The sequence below is a fragment of the Burkholderia sp. KCJ3K979 genome, from assembly GCF_016759955.1.
GTDB lineage: Bacteria > Pseudomonadota > Gammaproteobacteria > Burkholderiales > Burkholderiaceae > Burkholderia > Burkholderia orbicola.
Genome location: NZ_JACFYV010000006.1, coordinates 1 through 19,433, shown reverse-complemented (window position 1 = coordinate 19,433; position 19,433 = coordinate 1). Strand labels below are relative to the sequence as shown.

The 19,433-nt window shown below is 67.9% G+C and carries 18 protein-coding genes; 14 read left to right on the top strand and 4 right to left on the bottom strand.

The window, feature by feature from the left end; genetic code table 11:
- The first annotated feature begins 57 nt into the window (after positions 1 to 57).
- Genes H3O04_RS02795 through H3O04_RS02780 form a run of 4 tightly spaced genes read left to right on the top strand, consistent with a single transcriptional unit; the run spans position 58 to position 3,765 of the window.
- Positions 58 to 1,023 carry an L-carnitine dehydrogenase gene (locus H3O04_RS02795; RefSeq protein WP_202587098.1) on the top strand — a complete coding sequence of 322 codons (966 nt, stop codon included), beginning with the start codon at positions 58 to 60 and terminating at the stop codon, positions 1,021 to 1,023.
- 10 nt (positions 1,024 to 1,033) lie between these two features.
- On the top strand, positions 1,034 to 1,522 hold the full coding sequence (locus H3O04_RS02790; protein WP_006480688.1) for a thioesterase family protein: 489 nt from the start codon (positions 1,034 to 1,036) through the stop codon (positions 1,520 to 1,522).
- A 57-nt stretch (positions 1,523 to 1,579) separates the two neighbouring features.
- Positions 1,580 to 2,536 (top strand): alpha/beta hydrolase, encoded by a 957-nt coding sequence (locus H3O04_RS02785; RefSeq protein ID WP_202587097.1) that lies wholly within the window; start codon positions 1,580 to 1,582, stop codon positions 2,534 to 2,536.
- A gap of 23 nt (positions 2,537 to 2,559) precedes the next feature.
- Positions 2,560 to 3,765, top strand: coding sequence for a TauD/TfdA family dioxygenase (locus tag H3O04_RS02780; RefSeq protein ID WP_202587096.1), 1,206 nt, complete (start codon positions 2,560 to 2,562; stop codon positions 3,763 to 3,765).
- Between the two features lie 193 nt (positions 3,766 to 3,958).
- Here the strand turns inward: H3O04_RS02780 and H3O04_RS02775 are convergent, their stop codons facing one another.
- The 3 genes from H3O04_RS02775 to H3O04_RS02765 form a co-directional block, all read right to left on the bottom strand.
- Positions 3,959 to 4,261, bottom strand: coding sequence for a DUF4148 domain-containing protein (locus tag H3O04_RS02775; protein ID WP_006480691.1), 303 nt, complete (start codon positions 4,259 to 4,261; stop codon positions 3,959 to 3,961).
- Positions 4,262 to 4,475: 214 nt separating this feature from the next.
- Positions 4,476 to 5,462, bottom strand: coding sequence for an oxidoreductase (locus H3O04_RS02770; protein ID WP_202587095.1), 987 nt, complete (start codon positions 5,460 to 5,462; stop codon positions 4,476 to 4,478).
- Positions 5,463 to 5,632: 170 nt separating this feature from the next.
- Positions 5,633 to 5,923 carry a DUF3331 domain-containing protein gene (locus tag H3O04_RS02765; RefSeq protein WP_011547132.1) on the bottom strand — a complete coding sequence of 97 codons (291 nt, stop codon included), beginning with the start codon at positions 5,921 to 5,923 and terminating at the stop codon, positions 5,633 to 5,635.
- A gap of 666 nt (positions 5,924 to 6,589) precedes the next feature.
- Between H3O04_RS02765 and H3O04_RS02760 the strand changes: the two genes are divergently transcribed.
- From H3O04_RS02760 to H3O04_RS02715, 10 genes are all read left to right on the top strand, one after another.
- The gene (locus H3O04_RS02760) at positions 6,590 to 7,354 is read left to right on the top strand and encodes an SDR family oxidoreductase (protein ID WP_011547133.1); all 765 of its coding nucleotides are present in this window, start codon (positions 6,590 to 6,592) and stop codon (positions 7,352 to 7,354) included.
- 62 nt (positions 7,355 to 7,416) lie between these two features.
- On the top strand, positions 7,417 to 8,259 hold the full coding sequence (locus H3O04_RS02755; protein ID WP_006480696.1) for an ureidoglycolate lyase: 843 nt from the start codon (positions 7,417 to 7,419) through the stop codon (positions 8,257 to 8,259).
- A 23-nt stretch (positions 8,260 to 8,282) separates the two neighbouring features.
- A complete protein-coding gene (locus H3O04_RS02750) occupies positions 8,283 to 9,560 on the top strand; it encodes an L-fuconate dehydratase (protein WP_006480697.1) in 1,278 nt (425 codons plus the stop codon).
- An 88-nt stretch (positions 9,561 to 9,648) separates the two neighbouring features.
- Positions 9,649 to 10,425, top strand: coding sequence for an SDR family oxidoreductase (locus H3O04_RS02745; protein ID WP_034175184.1), 777 nt, complete (start codon positions 9,649 to 9,651; stop codon positions 10,423 to 10,425).
- A gap of 12 nt (positions 10,426 to 10,437) precedes the next feature.
- Positions 10,438 to 11,976: a sugar ABC transporter ATP-binding protein gene (locus tag H3O04_RS02740; RefSeq protein ID WP_023475654.1), complete on the top strand. Its 1,539-nt coding sequence runs from the start codon at positions 10,438 to 10,440 to the stop codon at positions 11,974 to 11,976.
- A 36-nt stretch (positions 11,977 to 12,012) separates the two neighbouring features.
- A complete protein-coding gene (locus H3O04_RS02735) occupies positions 12,013 to 13,050 on the top strand; it encodes an ABC transporter permease (protein WP_023475655.1) in 1,038 nt (345 codons plus the stop codon).
- 82 nt (positions 13,051 to 13,132) lie between these two features.
- The gene (locus H3O04_RS02730) at positions 13,133 to 14,074 is read left to right on the top strand and encodes an ABC transporter substrate-binding protein (RefSeq protein WP_012339568.1); all 942 of its coding nucleotides are present in this window, start codon (positions 13,133 to 13,135) and stop codon (positions 14,072 to 14,074) included.
- A gap of 68 nt (positions 14,075 to 14,142) precedes the next feature.
- Positions 14,143 to 15,033, top strand: coding sequence for an amidohydrolase family protein (locus H3O04_RS02725; RefSeq protein WP_006480702.1), 891 nt, complete (start codon positions 14,143 to 14,145; stop codon positions 15,031 to 15,033).
- 68 nt (positions 15,034 to 15,101) lie between these two features.
- On the top strand, positions 15,102 to 15,869 hold the full coding sequence (locus tag H3O04_RS02720; RefSeq protein ID WP_006480703.1) for a FadR/GntR family transcriptional regulator: 768 nt from the start codon (positions 15,102 to 15,104) through the stop codon (positions 15,867 to 15,869).
- Positions 15,870 to 16,051: 182 nt separating this feature from the next.
- A complete protein-coding gene (locus H3O04_RS02715) occupies positions 16,052 to 17,197 on the top strand; it encodes an alpha-hydroxy acid oxidase (protein ID WP_006480704.1) in 1,146 nt (381 codons plus the stop codon).
- A 52-nt stretch (positions 17,198 to 17,249) separates the two neighbouring features.
- On the opposite strand, the gene H3O04_RS02710 is transcribed toward H3O04_RS02715, so the two are convergent.
- The gene (locus H3O04_RS02710; protein WP_006480705.1) at positions 17,250 to 18,491 is read right to left on the bottom strand and encodes an NAD(P)/FAD-dependent oxidoreductase; all 1,242 of its coding nucleotides are present in this window, start codon (positions 18,489 to 18,491) and stop codon (positions 17,250 to 17,252) included.
- Positions 18,492 to 19,433: the final 942 nt, after the last annotated feature.

The window sequence follows — 19,433 nt, the reverse complement described above, 5'->3', positions numbered from 1 at the left end:
GCGTGCGTCCACGCGCGGCCGTCGACCGATTTCCCCTGATTCGAAGGATGCGTTGACATGGCTGTGAAGACCGACATCAAGACGTTTGCCGCCATCGGCACCGGCGTGATCGGCAGCGGATGGATTTCCCGCGCGCTCGCGCACGGTCTCGACGTGGTCGTGTGGGACCCGGCGCCGGGCGCCGAAGCGCGACTGCGCGCGAACGTCGCGAACGCGTGGCCCGCGCTCGAACGCGTCGGCCTCGCGCCAGGCGCCGATCCCGCGCGGCTGCGCTTCGTATCGACGATCGAGGCATGCGTCGCCGATGCGGATTTCATCCAGGAGAGCGCGCCCGAGCGCGAGGCGCTGAAGCTCGAACTGCACGAGCAGATCAGCCGCGCGGCGAAGCCCGACGCGATCATCGCGTCGTCGACGTCGGGGCTGCTGCCGACCGATTTCTACGCGCGGGCCACGCATCCGGAGCGCTGCGTGGTCGGTCACCCGTTCAATCCCGTCTATCTGCTGCCGCTCGTCGAGGTGCTCGGCGGCGCGCGCACGTCGCCGGTAGCGGTCGAGGGCGCGATGGAGGTCTATCGCAAGCTCGGCATGCGGCCGCTGCACGTGCGCAAGGAAGTGCCGGGCTTCATCGCGGACCGCCTGCTCGAGGCGTTGTGGCGCGAGGCGCTGCATCTCGTCAACGAAGGCGTCGCGACGACCGGCGAGATCGACGATGCGATCCGCTTCGGCGCGGGTATCCGCTGGTCGTTCATGGGTACGTTCCTGACCTACACGCTGGCTGGCGGCGACGCGGGCATGCGACACTTCATGCAGCAATTCGGCCCCGCGCTCGAACTGCCGTGGACGAAGCTGGTCGCGCCGACGTTGACCGACGCGCTGATCGACAGCGTTGTCGAAGGCACGACCGAGCAGCAGGGCACGCGCAGCATCAAGGCGCTCGAACGCTATCGCGACGAGTGCATCACCGAGGTGCTGAAATCGATCGCCGCGGTGAAGGCGCGGCACGGGATGCGATTCGAGGACTAAAGGACAGGCGATGACGGGCGATACCCCGCTGACGATTTACCGCGACGTCGTGCGGCCCGAATGGGTCGACTACAACGGCCACCTGCGCGATGCGTTCTACCTGCTGATCTTCAGCTTCGCGACCGATGCGCTGCTGGATCGCATCGGCCTCGACGACGCCGCGCGCCGCGAGCGGGGGCGCTCGGTCTACACGCTCGAAGCGCACGTGAACTATCTGCACGAGATCAAGGAAGGCACGCCGGTGCGTGTCGATGCGCGCGTGCTCGCGCACGACGCGAAGCGGCTGCACCTGTATCTCGAGCTGTTCGCCGACGGGCATGACGACGCGGTATCGGCGAGCGAGCAGATGCTGCTGCACGTCGATACGCGCGACGGCGCGAAATCGGCGCCGTTCGACGACGACGTGGCCGCGCGCGTGGCCGAACTGCATGCGTTGCAGCGCGAGTGTGCGGCGCCTGCGTATGCGGGCCGCGTGATCGGGCTGCCGCCGCGCCGCTAGCGGCGCGCTTCATTTCACGATCTTCGATTTTCGACCTTCGACCGCGGAGCGCACACGATGCTCGAACCGGAAATCGCGGCGTTCGTCGCGGCCGTCGACGCGTGGTATCCGGCCGATGCGGCGGCGCGTTCGCCCGACGAGCAGCGCCGTCTCTACGACCGCTTCGCGGCCGAATGGACGCCAGCCGCGCTGCCGGCCGGCATCGTGCAGCACGACGCCGTGTGGCGCGCACCGGGCGGCCGCACGATCGCACTGCGGCGCTATACGTGCGCACACGGTACACCGCGCGGCACGGTGCTGTTTTTTCATGGCGGCGGCTTCGTCGTCGGCTCGCTCGACAGCCATGCGCTGATCACCGCGCAACTGGCAGCCGATACGGGCCTCGACGTGATCGCCGTCGACTATCGGCTCGCGCCCGAGCACCGTGCGCCGGCCGCGCTCGACGATTGCCTGGAAGTCACGCGTGCCGCACGCGACGCGCATTGGCCGCTCGGGTCGTGCGTGCCTCCGCTGACGCTCGCGGGCGACAGCGCGGGCGGGACGCTCGCGGCGGCGGTGGCGACCGCGCTGCGCGATGCGGGCGAACGCAACGTGGACGGCGTCGCGCTCGTCTATCCGATGCTCGGTTTCGAACCGCAGTCGCCCGCGCGCGACGCGGAAGCGCACGCGCCGATGCTGACGCTCGATGACGTGCATCGCTATCGAGAACTGTACTGGGGCGGTGACTTGGCCGACGTGCTGCGCGACGGCAACCCGCTGTTGCGTGCATCGGTCCCGCTCGAAGCTATACGCTTCGACGGCTTGCCGCCGGTGCTCGCGACCGGCGCGGAGCATGATCCGCTGCGCGACGATGCGCGCGTGTATGTCGAACGGATTCGCGCGGCCGGCGGTATCGCGCGCTACTGGATGGGAGAGGGGCTGGTGCATGGCTGCTGGCGCGCGCTCGGGACGAGCCCGCAGGCCGCGCGGATGCACCGGCTGGTCGGCGGGTTCTTGCTCGCACCACACGCGTAGCGGGCGTTTTCCGGGAGGCAACGATGCAGGCAGCGGCGCAACACCGTATCGAGGACTGGCGGACGTTTTCGGCCGACGCGGCGATCGCCGCAGCGACGATCGGCGATGACGTAGTGGAGGTCGAGTGGAGCGACGCGCGACGCTCGCCGTTCCATTTCGACTGGCTGCGCGACAACTGCGCGTGTTCCGCATGCGTGCATGCGATCACGCGCGAACAGGTGTTCGAGATCGCCGATGCGCGTGAGGATCTGTCGGCGCTCACCGTGCACGTCGAGACCGACGGCGCGCTGCATGTGGAATGGAACGACGGGCACCGCAGCGCGTGGTCGCCGGGCTGGTTGCGTGCGCATGCGTACGACGACGCGTCGCGTGCGGAGCGCCTGGCCGCGCACGGGCGGCACGTATGGACCGGCGACGATGCGACGGCGATCGGCGTATTCGCGTGGCGTGACGTGATGGAGGACGACCGCGCGCTGCTCGCATGGCTCGGCGCGTTGCAGCGCACGGGGCTCACGCTCGTCGAAGGCGTACCGGCCGAGCGCGGCCGCGTCGACGAGATCGCACGACGTGTCGGCCTGATCCGTGAAAGTAATTTCGGTGTGCTGTTCGACGTCGAATCGAAGCCGCGCCCGGACAGCAATGCGTATACGTCGCTGAATCTTCCGCCGCACACCGACCTGCCGACGCGTGAATTGCAGCCGGGCGTGCAGTTCCTGCATTGCCTCGCGAACGACGCGACGGGCGGCGACAGCATTTTCCTCGACGGCTTCGCGCTCGCGGATGCGCTGCGGCGCGAACATCCGAACGATTTCGAGCAGCTCGCATCGACGCCGTTCGAGTTCTGGAACAAGAGCGCGAACAGCGACTACCGCTGTTCGGCGCCGGTGATCGGCCTCGATGCACGCGGCAACGTGACGGAAGTGCGCGTCGCGAACTTCCTGCGCGGGCCGCTCGATGCGCCGGCCGGTTCGGTCGCGGCGGTCTATCGTGCGTACCGGCGGTTTCTTGCGCTGGCGCGCGAGCTGCGCTTTCGCGTACAGCGCCGGCTGCGGGCGGGCGACATGTGGGCGTTCGACAACCGGCGCGTGCTGCATGCGCGCACTGAGTTCGACCCGTCGACGGGCCGTCGGCACCTGCAGGGCTGTTACGTCGATCGCGACGAGTTGCTGTCGCGCTGGCGCGTGCTGTCGCGGTCGGCGCCGGCCGGGGCCGCGGCCGTGGGCGGCTGACCGGCACACACGGCGTCTTCTTGCACACCTCGCCGGGAAAAAGCACCCGGACGCCGGGCGTCCGGGCGAAGCCACCCGCTGCCGGGCGGCGGAGGTATGCGTTTCACAAAACAGACGAGCCCCGCGAAGGGGGCTCGTCAGGACTGCGTGACTTCATCGCGCGACGCGCGGCGCCCGCCGAGGGCGCGTCGGCTTACTGGCCGAAGAAGATCGAGTCGCGTGCGTTCGACGAAGCGGCAGCCGGCGCGCCCGAGTGGACGAGCGGAGCCGGTTGCGCGCCGTAGCCGCTGCTGTCGACACCATGAACGCGCGCTTCGGCGCTCTGGATGTCGTTCGGGTAGTACGGGCTCGACACGCCCGGCTTGTAGCCGGCCTGTTCGAGCTGGACGAGTTCGTTGCGCACTTGAGCGCGCGTCACGGTGCTTTGTTGAGCGAATGCGCCGAACGAAGCGGACAGGGCGGCAGCGGCAACGACTGCGGAAACGAGCGATTTCATGGTGACCTCCGGTGTTTTATTGAGTTCGCTCTCGACACCATGTCTTGAGCGATTGATCAAATGTTAGTCACCGGCGTGTTCAGGGTAAACGCTGAATTTGACGATAAATTGTTTCCTGACTGGTAACAGTGAGGAGTCGAAACAGTCTTTCAACGGGCTTTCTTTTCGGTTGCCGTAATAAGTATGAAGAATGCCGTGGCCGGCGACGCGCGATTCAGCGTGCTTCGGCCGCCGTATCGAACGGCCGGCTCGACGCGCGGCCCGCGGGTGCGCCGGAACTGAGAAAGCGCACGCCCGTCGCGGCTTCCGAGGTTTCCCACAGCAACGCCGCCGTTGCCACGTTGCGCGCCGCGCGCGGCACGCTTGCCGGTGCCGGCAGCCCCCGCGATTCGAACCAGCCGGACGGGCCGATGTACGCGCCGCCGGCCAGATCGGGCGACGTGGCCGCATGAATCGCGGGCAGCGCGCCCTGATCGGCCGGCTGCGCGAGATAACGGTTCGCGGCACGCATCAGCGCGGCGCGGGTGGGCGAGCGGTCCATTGCCGGGCCCGCGAACTGCAGGTTGGTCGCCGCATAGCCGGGGTGCGCGGCGACGCTGATGCCGGCGAACGCCGCGCGCTCGAAGCGGCGCTGCAGCTCGAGCGCGAACACGAGGTTCGCGAGCTTGCTGTCGCAATAGGCGAGATAACGGTTGTAGCGATGCGCGGCGCGCAGGTCGTCCACGCGAATCCGGCCGCCTCGGTTGAAGCCGCTCGACATCGTGACGACGCGCGCCCGACGTGCGGCGCGCAGCGCCGGCAGCAGCTGGCCGGTCAGCGCGAAATGGCCGAGGTGGTTGGTGCCGAACTGCATCTCGAAGCCGTCGCGCGTGTGCCGCAGCGGCAGGAACATCACGCCGGCGTTGTTGCAGAGGATGTCGACGCGGCCGTGGCGTTCGCCGACGTCGGCCGCGAAGCGTGCGATCGACGCGAGATCGGCGAGGTCGAGCGGATCGACTTCGACGCGTGCATGAGGATGAAGCCGGCGGATCGCGTCGGCGGCCTGCGCGCCGCGGGTGGCGTCGCGGCAGCCCATCACGACCGTCGCGCCTTTCGCGGCCAGCGTTTCCGCGAGGTGCCAGCCGAGGCCGCTATTGGCGCCGGTCACGACCGCGACCTTGCCGCCTTGCGCCGGGACGTGGCGCGCGCTCCATGCATGCATGTCTGCCTCCATCGGCGCGGCCGGTCGGCCGCCGCACGTAATCGTTACATTGAGTGGTGTAACGATAGTGCGGGCGGACGGAGCAGACAAGCGGGGGAATTAGATCGGCGCTTCTAGGACTGGCTGGCGGATAGCGTGGCGCCGCCAGCCTGGCGCACGGCCGGCAGGTGTTACCTGCTGCCGGCCAGCGCGAGTACCTCGGCGGCGGAGATCATGGCGGCGGCGTTCGCGGGGGCCGGACGCTCGGCCGGGCGGAACACTTCGTCGCCGCGATGGATGACCTGGCGCGACAGCGCGCAGGTGCCGGTGCGCTGCGCGAAGCGGCGGCGCCAGCGTTGCTCGCCGTAGTGACAGCGGCCGGGCTCGACCCAGCGGACGACGAGCAGCGTATCGGAACGTTCGAGGATTTCGACGTGGACGTCGGCGGGATCGAGCGCAGGCAGGGATTGGGAGGCCTTCATTTTGCCGTTTCCTAAAGCCCGTGCGGGTTCGGCCATGGCAGTGGGTGTCACTACCCAAGGGGGAATCCGTAGGGGTTTCCATGAGTGGTGCGCTAAATGTAAGCGTCTGTGACCGGAAAAAACATCCTGTCTGGCTCAAATTACCTTTTGCCGATTTAGAAACAATCCACGCTTATTTTCTTGAAAAACCAAGAACAAAAAGCCCCGGACGGAAAGCCCGGGGCGGAAAATCGGCCCGCGCGCCGTGTCTGCTCGCCCAGTCACGGGATACATCGCCAGGGGACGGAGGTGCCCGCAGGGATCCGGCGCGGGCGGGGAGGCGATGTACCGGAAGCGCGGTCCGGCAACGCCATGATGGCGTGCGCCACCCGTTGGCACCCTGACGCGAACATGACTTTTTTGTCAGTTTGGCGCGGACGCCGTCCCGAACGTCGGTGAAGAATCGGCTGGAAGGCCCGCCGGTACCGGGTTTGCGCGAATCGAGAGGCCGGACTTCAACGCCACTCGCCCGCCGCATTCTTGCGTGCCGGACGGATTGATCCGCCCCGGGTAAATACTGAATCGCGATTTCGTGACAAACGGGCGATCCCTTCCTATGATTGGTTGGACCTTTAGTCCTTTGTGCCAATCGGCCGACTGGCGGCCGGCTTTTTCGGAGAGATGCTCATGAGATTGCAGGGCAAACGCGCGCTGGTGACGGCGGCCGGGCAGGGCATCGGCCGCGCGACCGCGCTGCGGTTCGCGAGCGAGGGCGCCGACGTGCTGGCGACCGACATCAACGAAGCCGCGCTGGTGCGGCTCGAGGCCGACGCCGAACGCGCGGGCGGCCGGCTGGTCACGCGGCGGCTCGACGTCACCGCTACGAACGAGGTCGCGGCGCTCGCCGCGAGCGAACGCGCGTTCGACGTGCTGTTCAACTGCGCGGGCTACGTGCATCACGGCTCGATCCTCGAGTGCGACGAAGACGCGTGGGCGTTCTCGCTGAACCTGAACGTCACGTCGATGTACCGGCTGATTCGCGCGCTGCTGCCCGCGATGCTCGAAGCCGGCGGCGGGTCGATCGTCAACATGGCGTCGGCCGCGTCGAGCGTGAAGGGTGTGCCGAACCGCTTCGTGTACGGCACCACCAAGGCGGCGGTGATCGGGCTGACCAAGGCGGTGGCCGCCGATTTCGTCGAACGCGGCATCCGCTGCAACGCGATCTGCCCGGGCACGATCGAATCGCCGTCGCTGGAGCAGCGGATCGCCGACCAGGCGCGCACGCGCCACGTGTCCGCCGACGAGGTGCGCCAGGCGTTCGTCGCGCGCCAGCCGATCGGCCGTATCGGTAGCGCGGACGAAGTGGCCGCGCTCGCGCTGTACCTGGCGTCGGACGAAGCGTCGTTCACCACCGGCACGATTCACCTGATCGACGGCGGCTGGTCAAACTGACCGTGTCGAACTGACCACCCTTTCCGCTCACTTCCCCTTTCCGTTTCCGTTCGGATGACGCTATGAAACTGCTGAGATTTGGCGACAAACACCATGAAAAGCCGGGCCTGCTCGATGCGCAGGGCCACATTCGCGACCTGTCCGGCGTGATCGACGACATCGCCGGCGACGCGCTGACGCCTGCGTCGCTCGCGCGGCTGCGCGACATTCCGCCTTCGTCGCTGCCGCTCGTCGAAGGCACGCCGCGGCTCGGCGCGTGCGTCGGCCGTGTCGGCAAGTTCATCTGCATCGGCCTCAACTATTCCGACCACGCGGCCGAATCGGGGATGGAGGTGCCGAAGGAGCCCGTCGTGTTCGGCAAGTGGACGAGCGCGATCTCGGGCCCGAACGACGACGTCGAGATCCCGCGCGGCTCGGAGAAGACCGACTGGGAAGTCGAACTCGGCGTGGTGATCGGCCAGGGCGGCCGCTATATCGACGAAGCCGATGCGCTGTCGCACGTCGCCGGCTACTGCGTCGTGAACGACGTGTCGGAGCGCGAATACCAGCTCGAACGCGGCGGCACGTGGGACAAGGGCAAGGGCAACGACACGTTCGGCCCGATCGGCCCGTGGCTCGTGACGGCCGACGAAGTGCCCGATCCGCACGCGCTGCGGCTGTGGCTCGAGGTGGACGGCCACCGCTACCAGAACGGCACGACCGCGACGATGGTGTTCCGCGTGCCGCACCTGATCAGCTACCTGAGCCGTTTCATGAGCCTGCAACCGGGCGACGTGATCTCGACCGGCACGCCGCCTGGCGTCGGCCTCGGACAGAAGCCGCCCGTCTACCTGCGCGCCGGACAGGTGATCACGCTCGGCATCGACGGGCTCGGCGAGCAGCGCCAGCGTACCGTGCAGGCCTGATTCCCTTCAACGGACGGTTCGTCATGCCTATCATTCGATCGATGCGCGTCCTCGACGTGCGCTTTCCGACCTCGCGCCAGCTCGACGGCTCCGACGCGATGAATCCGGACCCCGACTATTCGGCGGCCTACGTCGTGCTCGAAACCGACCGCGACGGGCTCGAAGGCCACGGGCTCACGTTCACCATCGGGCGCGGCAACGAAATCTGCTGCGCGGCGATCGACGCGATGCGTCACCTCGTCGTCGGCCTCGACCTCGACTGGATTCGCGAGGACATGGGCCGCTTCTGGCGGCACGTCACGTCGGACAGCCAGTTGCGCTGGATCGGCCCGGACAAGGGCGCGATCCACCTGGCGACGGGCGCCGTCGTCAACGCGGTGTGGGATTTGTGGGCGAAGGCCGTCGGCAAGCCGCTGTGGCGTCTCGTCGCCGACCTGAGCCCGGAGGAGCTGGTGCGGGCGATCGACTTCCGCTACCTGACCGACTGCCTGAGCCCGGACGAAGCGCTCGACCTGCTGCGCCGGCAGGCGCCCGGCAAGGCCGCGCGGATCGCCGCGCTGGAGCGCGACGGCTACCCGTGCTACACGACGTCGGCCGGCTGGCTCGGCTACAGCGACGACAAGTTGCGCCGGCTGTGCCGCGAGGCGGTGGACGAAGGTTTCGAGTACGTGAAGCTGAAAGTCGGTGCGAACCTCGAGGACGACATCCGCCGCGTGACGATCGCGCGCGAGGTGATCGGCCCCGACCGCAAGCTGATGATCGACGCGAACCAGGTGTGGGAAGTCGACGAGGCGATCGACTGGGTGCGCGAACTCGCGTTCGCGCGGCCGTGGTTCATCGAGGAGCCGACGAGCCCCGACGACGTCGAGGGGCATCGCAAGATCCGCGAGGCGATCGCGCCGGTGCAGGTCGCGACCGGCGAGATGTGCCAGAACCGCGTGCTGTTCAAGCAGTTCATCGCGCGCGGCGCGATCGACGTCGTGCAGATCGACGCGTGCCGGCTCGGCGGCGTGAACGAGATTCTCGCGGTGATGCTGATGGCCGCGAAGTACGGGCTGCCGGTGTGCCCGCACGCGGGCGGCGTCGGGCTGTGCGAGTACGTGCAGCACCTGTCGATGATCGACTACGTGTGCATTTCCGGTACGAAGGAAGGGCGCGTGACCGAGTACGTCGATCACCTGCACGAGCATTTCGTCGAACCGTGCGTGGTGCGCGGCGCGGCGTACATGCCGCCGACGGCGCCCGGTTTCTCGATCGAGATGAAGCCCGAATCGCTGGAGCAGTACCGGTTCCGCGGCTGACGCAGGGCAATGCACGACGGCGCGCCATTTGCATGGCGTGCGTCGTGGGCATCGTGCGCGGCGACAACATGAACGACGGAGACGCGAAGTGGATTTGAATCTGCAAGACAAGGTCGTGATCGTGACCGGCGGCGCGTCGGGTATCGGCGCCGCGATCTCGATGCGGCTGGCCGGCGAAGGCGCGGTTCCCGTGGTGTTCGCGCGCCACGCGCCGGACGACGGCTTCTGGCGCGAACTCACGCAGCAACAGCCGCGCGCCGCGTGCGTCACTGTCGAACTGCAGGACGACGTACAGTGCCGCGACGGCGTCGCGCAGACCCTGGCGCGCTTCGGCCGTATCGACGGCCTCGTCAACAACGCGGGCATCAACGACAGCATCGGGCTCGACGCCGGGCGCGATGCGTTCGTCGCGTCGCTCGAACGCAACCTGATCCACTACTACGTGATGGCGCACTACTGCGTGCCGCACCTGAAGGCGGCGCGCGGCGCGATCGTCAACATCTCGTCGAAGACGGCCGTGACCGGGCAGGGCAACACGAGCGGCTATTGCGCGTCGAAGGGCGCGCAACTCGCGCTGACGCGCGAATGGGCCGTCGCATTGCGCGACGACGGCGTGCGCGTGAACGCGGTGATTCCGGCCGAGGTGATGACGCCGCTCTATCAGAACTGGATCGCCGGCTTCGACGATCCGCAAGCGAAGGTCGCGGAAATTGCCGGCAAGGTGCCGCTCGGCCAGCGCTTCACGACGGCCGACGAGATCGCCGATACAGCGGTGTTCCTGCTGTCGGAGCGTGCGTCGCACACGACGGGCCAGTGGTTGTTCGTCGACGGTGGCTACACGCATCTCGATCGTGCGATCAGCTGAGGGCCGCGCGCGATGCAACCCGACCTGAACCCGAACACCACGCAGCCGCTGATCGCGCTGACCGGCATCGGCAAGCGCTTTCCGGGCGTGCAGGCGCTCGACGATTGCCGTTTCGACCTGCGCGCGGGCGAAGTGCATGCGCTGATGGGCGAGAACGGCGCCGGCAAGTCGACGCTGATGAAGATCCTCGCGGGCGTCTACCAGCGCGACGCGGGCGAGATCCGGATGGACGGCCGCGCGGTGGAAATCGCCGACCCGCGTGCCGCGCAGGCGCTCGGCATCGGCATCATCCATCAGGAGCTGAACCTGATGAACCATCTGAGCGTCGCGCAGAACATCTTCATCGGCCGCGAGCCGCGCGGCCGCTTCGGCGTGTTCGTCGACGAAGAGAAACTCAACCGCGACGCCGCCGCGATCTTCCAGCGGATGCGGCTCGATCTCGATCCGCGCACGCCGGTCGGCCGGCTGACGGTCGCGAAGCAGCAGATGGTCGAGATCGCGAAGGCGCTGTCGTTCGACTCGCGCGCGCTGATCATGGACGAGCCGACCGCCGCGCTGAACAACGCGGAAATCGCCGAGCTGTTCCGCATCATCCGCGACCTGCGCGCGCATGGGGTCGGCATCATCTACATCTCGCACAAGATGGACGAGTTGCGCCAGATCGCCGATCGCGTGACCGTGATGCGCGACGGCAAGTATGTCGCGACCGTGCCGATGGCCGACACGTCGATGGAATCGATCATCTCGATGATGGTCGGTCGCCAGCTCGATACGGAAACCCGCACGCCGCCCGATACGTCCGCGAACGAGATTGCGCTCGAAGTGCGCGGGCTGTCGCGCGGCCGCGCGATCCGCGACGTCGGCTTCACGCTGCGGCGCGGCGAGATTCTCGGCTTCGCCGGGCTGATGGGCGCGGGCCGCACCGAGGTCGCGCGCGCGGTGTTCGGCGCGGACCCGGTCGATGCGGGCGAGATCCGCGTGCATGGCCGGGCCGTGACGATCCGCACGCCGGCCGACGCGGTGAAATATGGCATCGGCTACCTGTCCGAGGATCGCAAGCACTTCGGGCTTGCGGTCGGGATGGACGTGCAGAACAACATCGCGCTGTCGAGCATGCGCCGCTTCGTGCGCCGCGGCCTGTTTCTCGATGCGCGCGGGATGCGCGACGCCGCGCAGTCGTACGTGCGGCAGCTCGCGATCCGCACGCCGTCGGTCGCGCAGCCCGCGCGGCTCTTGTCGGGCGGCAACCAGCAGAAGATCGTGATCGCGAAATGGCTGCTGCGCGACTGCGACATCCTGTTCTTCGACGAGCCGACGCGCGGCATCGACGTCGGCGCGAAAAGCGAGATCTACAAGCTGCTCGACGCGCTCGCCGCCGACGGCAAGGCGATCGTGATGATCTCGTCGGAATTGCCCGAGGTGCTGCGCATGAGCCACCGGATTCTCGTGATGTGCGAAGGCCGCGTGACCGGCGAATTGCGCGCGGCCGACGCCACGCAGGAAAAGATCATGCAGCTCGCGACGCAGCGCGAGTCGACCGTGTTGTCCTGATTGCCTTGACTGTCCCGATTCAGACGCCTAACGATCATGTCCAACGATACGCATCCCGTTCAGCCCCTTGCCACCGGCGACACGCCGGCCGCCGCGTCGAGCCTGAAATCGCGCTTCTTCAATCCGGCCGCGCGGCAGAAGCTGCTCGCGTTCGCGAGCCTCGTGCTGCTGATCGTGTTCTTCAGCTTCGCGTCGTCGAACTTTCTCGAAGTCGACAACCTCGTGTCGATCCTGCAGGCCACCGCCGTGAACGGCGTGCTGGCCGTCGCCTGCACGTACGTGATCATCACGTCCGGCATCGACCTGTCGGTCGGCACGCTGATGACGTTCTGCGCGGTGATGGCCGGCGTCGTGCTAACGAAGTGGGGGATGCCGCTGCCGCTCGGGATTCTGGCCGCGTTGTGCTTCGGCGCGCTGTCGGGCTGCGTGTCGGGCTTCGTGATCGCGAAGATGAAGGTGCCGCCGTTCATCGCGACGCTCGGCATGATGATGCTGCTCAAGGGGCTGTCGCTCGTGATCTCGGGCACGCGGCCGATCTACTTCAACGACACGCCGGGCTTCACGTCGATTGCGCAGGATTCGCTGATCGGCAACCTCATTCCAGCGCTGCCGATCCCCAACGCGGTGCTGATCCTGTTTCTCGTCGCGATCGGCGCGTCGATCGTGCTGAACCGGACCATCTTCGGCCGCTACACGTTCGCGCTCGGCAGCAACGAGGAGGCGCTGCGGCTGTCCGGCGTGAACGTCGATGCGTGGAAGATCGCCGTCTATACGTTCAGCGGCGCGGTGTGCGGGATCGCCGGCCTGCTGATCGCGTCGCGGCTGAACTCGGCGCAGCCGGCGCTCGGGCAGGGCTACGAGCTCGATGCGATCGCGGCCGTCGTGATCGGCGGCACGTCGCTGTCGGGCGGCGCGGGCAGCATCGTCGGCACCATCATCGGCGCGTTCATCATGAGCGTGCTGACCAACGGCCTGCGCATCATGTCGGTCGCACAGGAATGGCAGACGGTCGTGACGGGCGTGATCATCATTCTCGCCGTCTACGTGGACATCCTGCGCCGGCGTCGCCGCTGACGCCGATACCGAGGCGCCAGGGCATGGGCTTCACCGCCGGCCGGGCCGGCATTTCAGTCGATACCAACCAAGGAGACGCGAAGTGATCAGGAGCAAGGTGTTGAACGCGATCGTCGGGCTGACGTTCGCCGCGGGCGTCACGGCCGGCGCGCAGGCGCAGGAAACCTATATCCCGCTGATCTCGAAAGGCTTCCAGCATCAGTTCTGGCAGGCCGTGAAATCGGGCGCGACGCAGGCCGCGAAGGACTACAAGGTGAAGGTGACGTTCGAAGGGCCCGAAACCGAGGCGATGGTCGACAAGCAGATCGACATGCTGTCGGCCGCGATCGCGAAGAAGCCCGCCGCGCTCGGCTTCGCGGCGCTCGACAGCAAGGCCGCACTGCCGCTGCTGAAGAAGGCGCAGGCCGAGAAGATTCCGGTGATCGCGTTCGACTCGGGCGTGGACAGCGACATTCCGGTGACGACGGCCGCGACCAACAACAAGGCCGCGGCCGCCCTTGCGGCCGACAAGCTCGCCGCGCTGATCGGCGACGAAGGGCAGGTGGCGGTGGTCGCGCACGACCAGACGAGCCGCACCGGCATCGACCGCCGCGACGGCTTCCTCGACCGGATGAAGTCCGCGCACCCGAAGGTGCAGGTCGTGACCGTGCAGTACGGCGAAGGCGATCAGTTGAAGTCGACCGAAGTGACGAAGTCGATCCTGCAGGCGTATCCGAAGCTCAAGGGGCTGTTCGGTACCAACGAAGGTTCGGCGATCGGCGTGGTCAACGGCGTGCGCGAGATGAAGCGCAAGGTCGTGATCGTCGGCTACGATTCCGGCAAGCAGCAGAAGGACGCGATCCGCAGCGGCTTGATGGCCGGCGCGATCACGCAGAACCCGATCGGGATCGGCTACAAGACGGTCGAGGCGGCCGTGAAGGCGATCAAGGGCGAGAAGCTGCCGAAGGTCATCGATACCGGGTTCTACTGGTACGACAAGACCAATATCGACGATCCGAAGATCGCGGCGGTGTTGTACGACTGAACGTGGCGGACGGGCGGGGGGCGACGCTGCGGGCCGTCGCCGCCGCGGTGATTGAACACGAGGGCATCATGGGCGCAGTGCGTATCGATTCGCATCAGCACTTCTGGCGTTATCGCGCGGCCGACTATCCGTGGATCGGCCCCGGGATGGGCGTGCTCGCACGCGACTACCTGCCCGACGAACTGTGGCCGCAGATGCATGCGCAGGCGCTCGGCGCGTCGATCGCGGTGCAGGCGCGCGCCGGCCGTGACGAGACGGCGTTCCTGCTCGATCTGGCGCGCGACGATGCACGCATCGCGGCGGTGGTCGGCTGGGAGGCTCTCGGTGCGCCGGCGCTGGCCGACCGTGTCGCCAAGTGGCGCAGCCCGAAGCTGCGCGGCTTTCGTCACCAGGTGCAGGACGAAGCCGACGTCGGCGCGTTCGTCGCCGATCCCGCTTTCAATCGCGGTGTCGCCTGGCTGCAGGCGAACGGCTATGTGTACGACGTGCTCGTGTTCGAACGCCAGTTGCCGGACGTCCGTGCGTTCTGCGCGCGGCACGATGCGCACTGGCTCGTGCTCGACCACGTCGGCAAGCCGGCGCTGGCCGAGTTCGAGCGTGACGACACCGCGCTTGCGCGCTGGCGCGCGTCGCTGCGGGAGTTGGGTGCGCTGCCGCACGTCGCGTGCAAGCTGTCGGGGCTCGTGACCGAGGCCGACTGGCGGCGCGGCCTGCGTGGCCAGGACATCCGGCATATCGAGCAGTGCCTCGACGCGGCGCTCGACGCGTTCGGCCCGCAGCGGCTGATGTTCGGATCGGACTGGCCCGTGTGCCTGCTCGCGGCGTCGTATGACGAGGTCGCGTCGCTGGTCGAACGCTGGGCCGAAGCGCGCCTGTCGGCGGCCGAGCGCGGCGCGTTGTGGGGCGGCACGGCCGCGCGCTGCTACGCGGTGCCGGGCGATGTGAAGCGCGGCATATAAAATAGGCGCGAACGGTCTGTGCGATTTGACGGGCCGTCCGGAACGAAACCGATTACCAGCGTCAACGTATGTCCATCCAGCCGATTCAGAACCGCCGCCTCTACCAGCAGATCGCCGACAAGCTCAGTGCGATGATCGAGTCCGGCGATTTCCCGCCGGGCAGCTATCTGCCGCCCGAGCGCGAACTCGCCGAACGGTTCGGCGTGTCGCGCACGTCGGTGCGCGAGGCGCTGATCGCGCTCGAAGTGAACGGGCTCGTCAGCGTGCGCGTCGGCGACGGCGTGAAGGTGCGCCATCCCGAAGCGGCCGCGGCGCCCGAACCCGCGCCGGCTCCCGACGCGACGGTCGCGCCGTTCTCGATCGTCGAGATCGATCCCGAGCTCGGCATCGCGCTCGATCTCGACACCGAAATCCCGCCGTTCGCGCTGCTGCAGGCGCGCCGGCTGATCGAGCCGGAAGCCGCGTCGCTGGCCGCGAAGCATGGCTCGGACGCGCAGATCGAAGGCATCCACGAAGCGTTCCTGCGCAACCAGGACGACAACCGCAGCGGCTCGCTCACGCACCCGGGCGACCGGCTGTTCCATATCCGCATCGCGGAAGCGAGCGACAACGCGGCGTATGCGCTGATGATCAAGCAGCTGCTCGCGCACAAGTACGACCTGATGTTCCAGCGGCTGCAGTCGCTGTACATGCCGAACGACATGCCGCACCGGTCGGAGCTCGAGCATCGCGCGATCCTCGATGCGATCCGTGCGCGCGATCCCGACGCCGCGCGCCGTGCGATGGCCGAGCATCTCGATGAAGTGATTCGCATCTTCGGCCGCGCGCTCGACTGAGCGTGCGAATCGATTCGCTGCATGGTCGGCAGCGGTGGCGCGATGCGGCGCGGTTCCGGGTGCCGATACGGCCACCATCCCTTGCGAGGACACCGGCCGTCGGTATAGAACGAACGCAGCGACGCGAGCGACGCGTGCCGGCCCACCGGCATGCCGCCCGCGCGCCGAATGGAGTGTGACGAATGCGCGTGAACGATTGCCACAATTTCCACGACTTCCGCGAACTGGCGAAGCGGCGGTTGCCGGGGCCGATCTTCAATTACATCGACGGTGCGGCCGACGATGAAACCACGTATCGACGCAACACGAGCGCGTTCGAAAGCTGCGATCTGGTGCCGAACGTGCTGCGCGGCGTGCGCGATGTCGACCTGTCGGTGACGGTCATGGGGCAAAAGCTCGGCATGCCGGTTTATTGTTCGCCGACCGCGCTGCAACGCCTGTTTCATCATGACGGCGAGCGGGCCGTCGCCGCCGCGGCCGCGAAATTCGACACGATGTTCGGCGTGTCGTCGCTCGGTACCGTGAGCCTGGAAGAAGCCCGCGCGATCAGCCCGGGCCCGCAGGTCTACCAGTTCTACTTTCACAAGGATCGCGGCCTCAACCGCGAGATGATGAACCGCTCGAGGGAAGCCGGCGTGAACGTGATGATGCTGACGGTGGACAGCATCACCGGCGGCAATCGCGAGCGCGACAAGCGAACCGGCTTCTCGATTCCGTTCCGGCTGACGCTCGCGGGGATGACCGAGTTCGCGTTGAAGCCGGCCTGGGCGATCAACTACCTGACCCACGAGCGGTTCCGTTTGCCGCAGCTCGACCGGCACGTCGACATGGGCGGCGGCGCGATGTCGATCAGCCGCTACTTCACGGACATGCTCGACCCGTCGATGTCATGGGACGACGTCGCCGCGATGGTGCGCGAGTGGAACGGGCAGTTTTGCCTGAAAGGCGTGATGTCGGTCGACGACGCCCGCAGGGCGGCGGACATCGGTTGCACCGGCATCGTGTTGTCGAACCACGGCGGACGGCAACTGGACGGTTCGCGCGCCGCGTTCGACCAGCTTGCCGAGGTGGTCGACGCGGTGGGCGACCGGATCGACGTGATGATGGATGGCGGCGTGCAGCGGGGTTCGCACGTGCTGAAGGCGCTGGCGCTGGGGGCGAAGGCCGTCGGGCTGGGGCGTTATTACCTGTTCCCGCTCGCCGCCGCCGGGCAGCCCGGCGTCGAGCGCGCGTTGCAACTGATGCGCACGGAGATCGAACGCGACATGCGGCTGATGGGCTGCGCATCCGTCGCGCAGCTCGGGCGAAACCAGCTTCGTTTTCGCTGACGGCGGGTTTCGGCGCCATCCCGGCCTGCGTGCCGGCGCCGGCGTCGCGCGTTCAGAAGCGATCCGCGCGATACGGTGCCGGGTCGGTGAACGGCGCCTCGCCGGTCATCATCTCGGCCAGCAGGCGGCCGCTGACCGGGCCGAGCGTCAGCCCGTGATGGTTGTGCCCGAACGCGAACCACAGTCCGCGGTGCGCGGGCGCGGGGCCGATCACCGGGCGCATGTCGGGCGTGCACGGCCGGAAGCCGAGCCACGGATGCGGATCGAGCCGCTCGCCGAAACCGAACACCGGCCGCGCGACGCGTTCCGCGCGTTCGAGCTGCACGCCCGTGGGCGGAAGCCCGCGCCGCGCGATCTCGACGCCGGTCGTCAGCCGCAGCCCGCGTCGCATCGGCGCGATCACATAACCGTATTCGCGATCGACGATCGGCGCCGACGGCACGCCGCGCGCGGACGGCGCGTAGTGCATGTGGTAGCCGCGCTTCTCGCGCAGCGGGATCTTGTAGCCGAACTTGCCGAACACCGTGTCGGACCACGGGCCGAGCGCGACGACGACGGCCGGCGCGGCCGCCGGGCCGTCGTCGGTGCGCACCTGCCAGCCGGGCGACAGCGCGTCGAGGCTCGCGGCGTCGCCCGTCAGCAGCGTGCCGCCGCCCTGCACGAACAGGTGCGCATACGCTTTGACGAGCGCGGCCGGATCGACGACGCTTTTCGGGTCGAGCCAGTGCAGCGCGCCGCAGAAGCCCGGTGCGAGGCTCGGTTCGTGCGCGCGCAGCGCGGCCGCATCGAGCGGCGTGATGCCGAGCCCGTGGCGGCGCGCGGTGAGGCCGGCCTCGGCCACGCCGCGTTCGAATGCGGCCGGCGTGCGGAACGCTTCCAGCCAGCCACTGGCGCGGACCAGTTCGCCGACGCCGGCCCGCGCGATCAGCGCATCGTGCTCGACGATGCAGCGTTCGATCAGCGGCAGCATGTCGCGCGAGGCCGCCGCGTGACGCGGTGGCGCCGATTCCCACCAGAACCGTGCGAGCCACGGCGCGAACGCGGGCAGCGACGCGCTGTGCCAGTAGAGATCGGTGGAGCGGTTCAGCGCATAGCGCATCAGCGTGAACGGGCTGCGCGGGAACGGATACGGTTCGACCGACGAGCGCTCGATCAGCCCGGCATTGCCGAAGCTCGTGCCTTCGCCGGGCGCGCCGCGATCGACGAGGGCGACCTTGCGGCCGCGATCCTGCAGGTGCAGCGCGGCGGAGACGCCGACGATGCCGGCGCCGAGAACGATGACGTCGAAATCCATCGATGGTGAGTGACGGTTGGCGGGGCATCGGTGTTGCGTTCGCCGTGCCGCCGCGTGTTGGAGAGCGTTCGAGGCACAAGCATACTCGCGGCGGCGGCGACGCGCATCAACGCGTGTCGGCGAAGCCGGGCGCGGCCGGCCGCGTCAGAGCGCCATGCCGCGAGCCGTCACGCGACTGCGCGGTTCGTCGAGTCGGGCATGCGCGACAGCGGTCAGCCGGGACCGGATGGACGGCGCCGCGAGAATTTCCCGATGACGGAGCCCGGGCGATGTCCACATCGAGACAGGATTCGCGAGCCATCGCTCGAGCGCGCGATGCAGCTCCTCGTCGCGCCCGGTGCGTGACGCGTCCCGGGACGCGATCACCGCGATGCAGACGAGACTGTCCCACTGGTCTCGAACATGCCGCCAGTGCGGCGTGGCGATCGCCGTATCGGTCCAGCATGGTCCTGATCTGGTCCGGTGTCACGAACGCCCCGGCATGCACGACCGCACACCGGCCTTGCGCACCCCGGCGCGCAGGATCGGGCAGTGCGCGAGAACGTATGAAGTTTGTCGTGCACGGCGAGCAATCCGCTGATCAATTTACGACGTCGCACCGGACCGATGATGTCGGCCAACGCATTCGTCCACCTCATCGGGACGCAGCCCGGAATCAGCACGATTTCCGACGTTTTCGCGGGTGTTTCCCACTGCTTGGTGATCCGAATTTTTGCCTAAGATGAAGAAATCTTGCGCGTAATTCGGTGCTTGCACGCGCATGGAGGGAGGCAGGAGGCAGCGCCGGAGCGATGCCAGCGGATGTTGCCATCATGGATGCGAAAGTGTGCGCGGCGGCTGCCTGTCTTGCGACGGCAACGACGCCAACGGGCGCGGCGGAGATCGCCGCACGGACGACGAGCCGGCCCGGCCGGATCACTTCGCTGCGCCACGCCTTGCTCG